General features: G+C 56.4%; 8 protein-coding genes. 4 read left to right on the forward strand and 4 right to left on the reverse strand.

What is annotated here, in order from left to right:
- The first annotated feature begins 9 nt into the window (after positions 1–9).
- The 4 genes from pstA to ACTCIA_RS11540 all read left to right on the forward strand — a co-directional run bounded on the left by pstA (position 10) and on the right by ACTCIA_RS11540 (position 5,114).
- Positions 10–894 carry a phosphate ABC transporter permease PstA gene (gene pstA, locus ACTCIA_RS11525; RefSeq protein WP_463001970.1) on the forward strand — a complete coding sequence of 295 codons (885 nt, stop codon included), beginning with the start codon at positions 10–12 and terminating at the stop codon, positions 892–894.
- Positions 895–1,152: 258 nt separating this feature from the next.
- On the forward strand, positions 1,153–2,463 hold the full coding sequence (locus tag ACTCIA_RS11530) for a hypothetical protein (protein WP_463001971.1): 1,311 nt from the start codon (positions 1,153–1,155) through the stop codon (positions 2,461–2,463).
- Positions 2,464–2,607: 144 nt separating this feature from the next.
- Complete coding sequence (locus ACTCIA_RS11535; RefSeq protein WP_463001972.1) at positions 2,608–4,296, forward strand: hypothetical protein; 1,689 nt, start codon at positions 2,608–2,610, stop codon at positions 4,294–4,296.
- A 617-nt stretch (positions 4,297–4,913) separates the two neighbouring features.
- Complete coding sequence (locus tag ACTCIA_RS11540) at positions 4,914–5,114, forward strand: hypothetical protein (RefSeq protein WP_463001973.1); 201 nt, start codon at positions 4,914–4,916, stop codon at positions 5,112–5,114.
- A 24-nt stretch (positions 5,115–5,138) separates the two neighbouring features.
- Here ACTCIA_RS11540 and ACTCIA_RS11545 read toward each other — a convergent pair whose 3' ends face one another.
- From ACTCIA_RS11545 to ACTCIA_RS11560, 4 genes are read right to left on the reverse strand one after another with little or no spacing between them, the layout of a single operon-like run.
- Positions 5,139–5,894 carry an ABC transporter ATP-binding protein gene (locus tag ACTCIA_RS11545; RefSeq protein ID WP_463001974.1) on the reverse strand — a complete coding sequence of 252 codons (756 nt, stop codon included), beginning with the start codon at positions 5,892–5,894 and terminating at the stop codon, positions 5,139–5,141.
- The gene (locus ACTCIA_RS11550; protein WP_463001975.1) at positions 5,891–6,961 is read right to left on the reverse strand and encodes a FecCD family ABC transporter permease; all 1,071 of its coding nucleotides are present in this window, start codon (positions 6,959–6,961) and stop codon (positions 5,891–5,893) included. Before ACTCIA_RS11550 ends, ACTCIA_RS11545 begins: the two co-directional genes overlap by 4 nt.
- Before the next feature lie 5 nt (positions 6,962–6,966).
- Complete coding sequence (locus tag ACTCIA_RS11555) at positions 6,967–8,115, reverse strand: iron ABC transporter substrate-binding protein (protein WP_463001976.1); 1,149 nt, start codon at positions 8,113–8,115, stop codon at positions 6,967–6,969.
- Positions 8,112–8,726: an FmdE family protein gene (locus ACTCIA_RS11560; protein ID WP_463001977.1), complete on the reverse strand. Its 615-nt coding sequence runs from the start codon at positions 8,724–8,726 to the stop codon at positions 8,112–8,114. The genes ACTCIA_RS11555 and ACTCIA_RS11560 overlap by 4 nt, the downstream gene beginning before the upstream one ends.
- Positions 8,727–8,846 lie beyond the last annotated feature (120 nt).

Raw genomic sequence — 8,846 nt, forward strand, 5'->3', positions numbered from 1 at the left:
TTGTACGAAATGCAGCGCGATTCAGAACTGGTTTTTAATAAATCCACCCTGGGCAGAAACCTCAAGGAGCATGTGGTTTTTTCAATGTTCCGGGCGGCTGCGGTAATAAACGGTCTGGCTTTGCTTATTATTTTGTTTTTTCTGATTAAAAACGGCTGGTCGGCCATTTCCTGGGAGTTTTTGACAAAGCCGCCGGTGGATTCCATGACAAAGGGCGGAATCCTGCCCTGTATCGTGGGCACGGTGTATTTGAGTATCGGCGCTGTTGCCATTGCCATGCCCCTGGGCATCGGGTGCGCCATTTACCTTAACGAATATGCCCGCCAGGGCCTGATTGTCCGTCTGATCCGGTTTGCCATCAATAACCTGGCCGGGGTGCCGTCTGTGGTATTTGGTTTGTTCGGACTGGCGTTTTTTGTCACCTGGATGAACCTGGGCGTCAGCATTGTCTCCGGCGCCCTGACCCTGGGGTTTCTCACCCTGCCGGTGGTCATCGGCACCTCAGAGGAAGCCCTGCGCTCGGTGCCGGATACCTACCGGGAGGCGTCTTTGGGACTGGGTGCCACCAAATGGCAGACCATCTCCCGGGTGGTGCTGCCTGCGGCGTTTCCCTCCATGATTACCGGGGGTATCCTGTCTTTGAGCCGTGCCGCGGGCGAAACCGCTGCCATCATGTTTACGGCAGCCGTATTTTTCAACCGGCAGATCCCGGACTCCATCATGGATCCGGTCATGGCACTGCCGTATCATATATATGTGCTGGCAACCGCGGGCACGCGCATCGAAGAGACCCGGCACCTGCAGTACGGCACGGCTTTGGTGCTCATTGCCCTGGTGCTGGGCATGAACCTGATCGCCATTGTTTACCGGGCCCGGCTGCGCAGAAGGGTATAAAAAAAGATGCAATTTTTTTTGGCAGGCCCGGTCGCGGAAAAGATCTTTATTTTTCAGGGACAATCCAATGGGTGCCATAAAAAAATGGCATAAAATCAGGCCCCTTTGCCGCAAAGTGCCTGCAAAAAGGGGTTGCAGAACCACTTCTGCCGGTGGTATGGCCTCACACAGAAGAGTTTAACAGGGATGTCCGGCAAATCATGCATCCCGGCAAAAAACTGTTGTGTCAAAACACAGCAAAACAATCAAGGAGGACAAATGAAAATTTCAGGAAAACGCATTTTAACCGTATTGGCAGCAGGACTGTTTTTTTTATGCACGGCCCTGCCCGCGGCCGCCCTTACCGTTGATTTTCACGGCAAGGCCCTGACCGGGGCTATGGGTGCGTCAGATGGCTGGATACTGGGTGACCGGAACAATGACAATGACAGCACCACTTTTGCCGCTGGTAAATTTCGGTTCCGGGCAGAAGTGGGTACAGACGACGGCCGGGCCAAGATGGTGTACGGGTTTGAAACCGGCGCCAACAATTTCGGTGATAGCGAGAGCTGGGATTATTCCGGTGACAGCACGGATTTTGAAAACCGGTTTGCCTATATCCAGCTCAATGTGCCGGGCATGAACGATCAGGTCATGGGCCGGGCCGGCCTGCAGAAAACCGGCGTGAACCACTGGGTGTGGACGGAAACCGCGGCAGGCGTCACCCTGCATGGCAACGGGGCAGTTAACTGGTCTGCGGGCTGGTTCCGGGGTTTGGAGGAAGGTTTTGGTGCGCCAGAAGACGACGTTGCAGAAACTGATTTCTATATGATCAAGGGAGATTTCAAGCCCGGTGATAACATCACGGTTGGCGGTTTTGCCCTGTATGGCGAGGATTTTGGCGCCAAGAGCGCTGTCGGTGATCTGGGTTGGGAAGAAATTGAAGATGGTGCTGACCAGTACTGGGTTGGCCTGACCGGAAAAATCGATGGTCCGGTTTTTGCCTCTGGTGATTTGATCTATCAGGGTGGAGATGCCGGGAATGATGGAAATCTGGATGTGTCGGCCTGGCTGGCCAACCTGACTGTGGGCGCCCGGGTGAGTGACAATGCCAAGGTTTCGGTGCACGGTCTCTATGTCACCGGTGATGATGATCCTCTTGACGGAGACCTGGATGCCTTCCAGTCTGTTGACGCGGATGTCAAGGTGGGCCAGATCTTTTTCAAGGACAGTCTTGCTGCTTCCCTGGACCGGTTTGTGGATGATCAGTTTGGCGCCACCATGCCTGAGCCTTTAAGGAATAAAGGTCTGATGACCCTTGCTCTGGAGGGTGAAATTCAGCTGGATGCCAAAAACAACCTCCGGGGGGCTGTGCGCTACCTGGAAACCGCTGAGAAATATGCATCAGCGAATTTTTCAGATGAAGACGAACTGGGCTATGAGTTTGACCTGTGGTATGCATACAAATACAATGACAACCTGACCCTGAAACTGGAAGGCGCTTACCTGATTTCCGGTGATCTGGCAGAAGAGATGTTTGACGATGATGATGTCTACCAGGTGGCCGCAGGCATGGTGTTTGCTTTCTAAATCTGGCATAATTGAATGATCTGAGTGAAGTTTTGATAAAGGCTTTTTCCGGCCCCTCCCGATTGGGCACGGGGCTGGAAAAAGCCGGTTGTTTTTTTGTCAAACCGTAAAAAGCGTGCATTTTGAGCGCTTCAGGTGAGCCCCATGAAACGCATGAAACTTTTTGTTGCTTTGCTGCCGGCATTTCTGGTGATGGTTATTTTTCCGGTCCTTTTGTCTGCTGCCGAAATTCCCGCAGACCAAGTGGCGTCGGATTTATCCGTTTTGGAGGCCCGGGTGATCCAGGGCCCGCAGGATCACTGGCTGATCAACCAGGGCGGGGAACAGGACGTAAAAAAGGGCGATCTGTTTACCCTTTACCTGCCGGCCCAATCCGTAAAAGACCCGGAAACCGGGGAGACCCTGGGAGAATTTGCCCCGCCAGCGGCCACGGCACGGGTGGCGCAGGTCCATGAGCGGTTTTCCGAAATCGAGGTGCAGTGCCTGGACGACCGGGACTGCGAGATTGCGCCGGGCATGCAGGCGGTGCGCCATGAACAGGTCAAAGCCTGGTTTGTGGATGAAACCGGCGATTCTGCAGATCAGTACAAGCTTCTGCGCTCCCGGCTGGATCATCTGGACTGGCAGGATTACCGGGAGAGCCCCGGCCAGGGCCCGGAATCGGGGGTATTTGCATGGGGCGTGGTATTTGTGGCCGACAGCAGCGGGGTTACCGTGTGGAGCGGCGGCCAGGTGCGCGGGATTTACCAGTCCGAAGAAAAAGCCCGGACTTCTGCCCGGTCTGCTCCTGCCGCAAAGCGGGCAAAAGTTGCGCCGGCAGCCAAATCCGCGGCTGTAAGGGCTCTGCCCGGCATGGGCACGCCCATGGAGGTTTCGGGTTTTGAGGCTGTGGCGAGCTTTGACAACCGGGTCGATCACATGAGTGTGGCCGAAAGTGCGGGCTCGGGCACGTCCTACATGGTGTTTCTGTCCGGCCGCACCATCGCGGCCAGAAGCCTTGAAGGCGGCCATACATTTGAATACGAATATTCGGGCTTTGGTGAGGTGGTCAGCCTCTCAGGCACAGGCGATCACCTGCTGGCGGTCAATATCTATGATCCGGATGCGGGCATGCGTTCCATGATACTGGAGCTCACGGACAATGGTTTTGAACAAAAAGCCAAAGGCGTTCCTTATGTGCTGGGTTTCATGGGCCTTGCTGAAAACGGGAAAGCCCCCCAACTCTGGGGCCAGCGGTTTTCCAGAACAGAACTTTTGCTGCCGGTGGTCCATGAGCTGGATTTCAAAGATGGCACGGTGGAAACGGGCAGACAAAAGGATGTACCCTTCGGGTTTTCCATCTTCGGGGCGTTTTACGGGGATGTGAACGACGATGACCGGCCCGAGCTGGGGTTTTTCAATCCCGGCGGCCGCCTGGTGGTGTATCAGAAGGGTTCCCATGTCTGGGAGGCATCGGATAAATTTGCCCCTTCCTACGGCTCGTTTCTGGTGGCTGATCCCGAAGACCCGGAGGTGGCCCCGTCAAAGGTGGCGGTCTGGGGCCGGCCGGCCCTGTTTTTGCAAAACCAGCGCCAATTTGCAGCCATTGCGCTCAACTCGGCGGGGTTTTCCTCGATGATCGGCGGCGGGCCGGGCCAGGGAACCGTGGGGATCTTTTTCGGAAGAGACGATGTGTATCGGCTCCAGCGGCTGGCGGATCATTTCCAGGGCCCGATCCAGGACGTGGCCGTATATGATGACAAGCTGCTGATCTGCGTGGCAGAGGGCGGGTTTTTCAGCCAGGGGGCACGGTCGCATGTGGTTTCGGTGCCGTTGGCTGCGCTTGTACGGTGAAGACGGGTGACGGGTGACGGGTGACGGGTGACGGGTGACGGGTGACGGGTGACGGGTGACGGGTGACGGGTGACGGGTGACGGGTGACGGGTGACGGGTGACAGGGGACAGGGGAAATCAAAACGTTTAATTTTGATGGCACCGTAAAAAGTTCAAGATCAAGGCTTGCGCAATTTCGAAGAATGCAGCTACTTATCCGTACGTGAAATTCTGAGAAATTGCGCGTAACGCAGATATTGCATTTCCAAGGAAGTCCAAGGGCGGGGTCGGCTTTTGAAGCGACATTGAGCGTTTTTGCTTGAAAATTTAAACTGTTGGAGGAATGCAGGGCGAATTTGTATATTTTAAGCAAAGACATTTGATCAATCCGCAAAAACGGTCAGGAGCGAAAAAGCCGACGCCGGCCGCAGGGCTTCCTTCCTGTAAAAACAGCGGACGCGGTAAAAAGCTTTTTACGGCGCCATCAAAATTAAAAGAACGATTGTTTAGGGGGTAGGGGGATGAGTGATCATCATCATCATGACCACGGACACGATCATGATCATGGGCACGACCATGATCACGGGCATGATCATCAGCACGGGCATAGCCATGACACCGGGCCGTCTGAGATGAGCATGGCGGAAAAGCTGGAGAAAATGGTTTCCCACTGGCTCAAGCACAACGCCGATCATGCCGAAACCTACCGGCAGTGGGCGGACCGGGCCCGGCAGGCCGGGCTTTCAGATGTGGCGGACATTCTTGAATCCGTGGCAAAAGACAGCCAGGCCATCAATACGGATCTGGAAAAGGCCGGTCAAGTGCTCAAGGGCAAGTAGCGGCCGGTTTTTTGCCCTGGCTTCTTATCCCAGGGGCACAACCATGGGCGCGCCCCGGTGGCGGGTGATGTCCACGGGCACGTCATAGACCTCGCCGATGATTTCCGGGGTGACGGTCTCCGCGCCGCCTGCGGCAAAAATTCGCCCGGCCTTTAAAAAAATAAACTGGTCTGCATACCGAAGGGCCATGTTTAAGTTGTGCATGGTCATCACCGCGGCCACCTCGTGGGTGGCGGCCACCTGCCGGATGGTTTTCAGGATCTCGATCTGGTTTTTCAGATCCAGGCTGCTGGTGGGCTCATCGAGCAGCAGGATGCCGGGCTCCTGAACCAAAGCCCGGGCTATGCTGACTTTTTGCAGTTCCCCGCCGCTTAATTCCGTGACATACCGCAGGGAGAGCGCATTTAGCCCGAGCCGGTCAATGGCCGCATGGGTCAGCCGGAGATCGTGCTCAGATGCCCGCCAGGTGATATGCGGCCGCCGGCCCAATAAAATGGCGTCAAAAACCGTGGTCCGGGCGGCTTCCGCCCGCTGGGCCACATACCCCATCCGCCTTGCAATTTCCATTGCCCCCATGTTTAAGATGTTTTCCCCGTTGATGCGCACCACTCCGGTCCGGGGCTGCAAAATGGCGTTCATGCACCGCAGCAGGGTGGTCTTGCCCACCCCGTTGGGCCCGAGAACAGCCACCACGTTGTGAACCGGCACTTGAAAGCAGATGGAATCCAGCACGGCCGTGCTTTTATATTGAAATGAGACATTGTCCACTGTGAGAATCATCGCTTCTGCCCCCGGATGATCAGGTAAATAAACACAGGCGCGCCCAGAAACGATGTCAGGATGGATACCGGCAGAATATGCGGGGCCAGCACCAGCCTGGCGGCCGTGTCTGCGGCCAGCAGCAGAAGCGCGCCGATAACGCAGGTGCCGGGCAGCAGAAACCGGTGATCATCCCCGATCAGACGCCGCACCATGTGCGGGCATACCAGGCCCACAAATCCGATGATGCCCAGAAATGCCACCACCACCGCGGTGACAAGGGAAGCCGCCAGCATGCCCACCAGCCGCACGCGCTCCACCCGGACCCCGAGGCCCCTGGCGGTTTCATCTCCGGCGTCAATGGCGTTGTAATCCCAGCGCTTGAAAAACCCGTAAACAAAAACCGCCGCCAGCACCACAGTGATCACTCCCAGCTCCTGCCAGCTGGCCCGGGACACGTCGCCAAAGGTCCAGAACACCATGGCCGCCAGTTCCACGTCATCGGCAAAATACTGCAGAAACATGGTGCCTGCGGTAAACAGCGATCCCAGGGCCACCCCGGCCAGGACCATGACCTCGGGCGAAGCGCTGCGGATCCGGGAAATGCCGATGATGATAAACGTGGCCACCAGGCTGAACCCGAACGCGGAAATGGTGACCGCATACGGGGCCAGCATTGCCGGGAGCCAGGAGCCGGTTTCCTGTAAAGATCCCGGCCCCACAAGCATGACGCACAGGGCTGCCCCAAAAGCTGCGGCATGGGAAATGCCCAGGGTAAAGGGCGATCCCAGGGGGTTTCGCAAAATGGACTGCATCATGGCCCCGGCAACCGCAAGGCCGGCGCCTGCGGCCATGGCGGTCAGGGCCTGGGGCATCCGGATCTGCCAGATGATAATGTCGAATTTTTGCGCCGAAGCCCGGCCCAGGAGGCTGGAAATCAGGTCGCCCACGGGCACGCGCACTGCTCCGACAGACACGGATGCAACAAGCAGCAGGATCAGCAGGACCAGGGCTGCGGCCACAAAGGTGGTTTTTTTGCCGATATGGGTTTTGTATTCTTCCGGGATTTGGGTATGGGTCAGGTGCATGGCTGTTAATCGCCTTTTTGTTCCATCACTTGTTCAAATACCCGGTTGCCGAACATGGCGTTGATCCGGTCAAACACCGGACGCCCCACAAGAAAGGAAAAGATTTGGTCTGCTTTTTTGGCCGGGTCAATGTCGGAGAATTTTTCAGGATACAGTTTTTTGCCCACATACCAGGCATTGGCAAAAACGGCCCCGAAATTCCGGGCATACCAGTTATAGGGCATCAGGCCGAATACCCGGCCCTGGTCAACCGCGTCCAGATGCTGGTATGCCGGATCCGTGTGCAGTTCATCCAGGGCGCTGGCACCGGGATTGGACACGGTGCCGGCAAGATCCAGAAACAAAATTTCCGGGTTCCAGACCAGGATCTGCTCCCGGGCCACCTGGGCGTGGGAAACCGGTCCGGACGTGGGTCTTGCGCTGTTGGCCGGATGCCGGGCCCGGGTGAATTCAAAGGGTGGAAAATCCGGCTCAGTGGAGCGAAATCCATGGGGCCCCTTGTAGGAAATCCCGCCCACATAGCAGTCGGGTTTGGCCGATTGGGGCACGTCTGCGGTGCGCCGGGCCAGATCTGCGACCTGATTGTCAAAAAATTGGATGATTTCTTCGGCCCGTTTGGTTTTGCCCAAAACCCGGCCCATGATTTTAAGGGTTTGATCCAGTTGATGGCGGTAGCCGGTGAGATTTCCGTATTGGAGCACAATGACCGGAATCCCGGTTTTTTTCTGGAGTTCGCCCGGGTCATGGCCCATGGATGCAAAGGTCTTGAAAATCACTTCGGGCTGCGGATCCAGGGCGGCAATGAGCTCCGGGTTGTCCATGCCCCGGAACTCCCCGAACATGGGCAGGTCCCGGAGTTCCGGATGGGCCAGGGCATAGGGCCGGGGATCGGCACCGGAAGAGACGTCCTTTTCCATGCTGTCAACCGCGATGACCTGCTCCGTTGCCTGAAGATAGACCGCAAGCCGCAGGCATCCCGGGCCCGAGCAGATCATGCGCCCGGCCGGTACGGGAACGGCTACCGTCCGGCCTGCGGCATCTGTGACGGTCTCCATGTTTTGGGCGCATGCGGCCTGGTTTCCGGCCGCCGGGATCAGGGCCATGGCCGCAGCGGCCGTCAAAGTGAGAAAAAAAACAGCCAGACGGGATGTCATTTGTTCTCCCCATGGCATTGGCGGCACAGGCGTCTGCCGTCTTTGGTTTCCACCAGTTTTGCGGCCATGGTGGGCTCCCCGCATTGGTCGCAGGCAACAGAAGGGTCGATTTGGGCTTTTTCCGGCAGTTCAATCTTTGTCTCCGCAATGGAGAACAGGGATTGTTCATCCATTTCCAGGATATCGTGGGAGCGTTTTTCGTGGATTTGGGAAAAGCGCTGCTTTTCCGTTTCATCGGCCTGATCGGCGATGACTTTCTGCAAAAGGGCCATGTGCTCGGGATCGGGTTCAAAGGCCCCGGGCCGCAAAGACACGCGCACGCCCCGGCCGGTCTGCCGGCTGGCAAAGGTAAACACCATCTTGCCGTAATCATGGTAAATAAAATTGCCCTTGCCAAAGGTGCATCCGGTGAGTACCTGTACGGCATCCGCCGAGCAGGCGTCGGTTTCCACGATGGAAATCAGTTCCTCGTCCAGGGAACGTTTTTGGTTTAAGTGGGCCATGCCCGAGCGCGCCGCCCGGTACCCGATGGAAACCCCGGGGCACAGATGACCGTGAAATTCCAGGCATTTTTGAAAATCTTCGCGTTCCATGACTTCCTGTGCTGTCATATTTATATCTCCTTGGTTTCAAATTTGATGAGCCTGTAAAAAGTCTTTTTTACAGGCAGTGTTAAGTTTTAAGTGATTAAGTGTTAAGTAAAATCAATAAGTTATTTGTTTATTGGTTGG

The organism is Desulfosalsimonas sp., from assembly GCF_055149105.1.

Excerpts from the sequence above, each read along its gene's own strand:
- pstA (WP_463001970.1), top strand. The coding sequence starts at position 10 with ATGCAGCGCGATTCAGAACTGGTTTTTAATAAATCCACCCTGGGCAGA.
- ACTCIA_RS11530 (WP_463001971.1), top strand. The coding sequence starts at position 1,153 with ATGAAAATTTCAGGAAAACGCATTTTAACCGTATTGGCAGCAGGACTG.
- ACTCIA_RS11535 (WP_463001972.1), top strand. The coding sequence starts at position 2,608 with ATGAAACGCATGAAACTTTTTGTTGCTTTGCTGCCGGCATTTCTGGTG.
- ACTCIA_RS11540 (WP_463001973.1), top strand. The coding sequence starts at position 4,914 with ATGGCGGAAAAGCTGGAGAAAATGGTTTCCCACTGGCTCAAGCACAAC.
- ACTCIA_RS11545 (WP_463001974.1), bottom strand. The coding sequence starts at position 5,894 with ATGATTCTCACAGTGGACAATGTCTCATTTCAATATAAAAGCACGGCC.
- ACTCIA_RS11550 (WP_463001975.1), bottom strand. The coding sequence starts at position 6,961 with ATGCACCTGACCCATACCCAAATCCCGGAAGAATACAAAACCCATATC.
- ACTCIA_RS11555 (WP_463001976.1), bottom strand. The coding sequence starts at position 8,115 with ATGACATCCCGTCTGGCTGTTTTTTTTCTCACTTTGACGGCCGCTGCG.
- ACTCIA_RS11560 (WP_463001977.1), bottom strand. The coding sequence starts at position 8,726 with ATGACAGCACAGGAAGTCATGGAACGCGAAGATTTTCAAAAATGCCTG.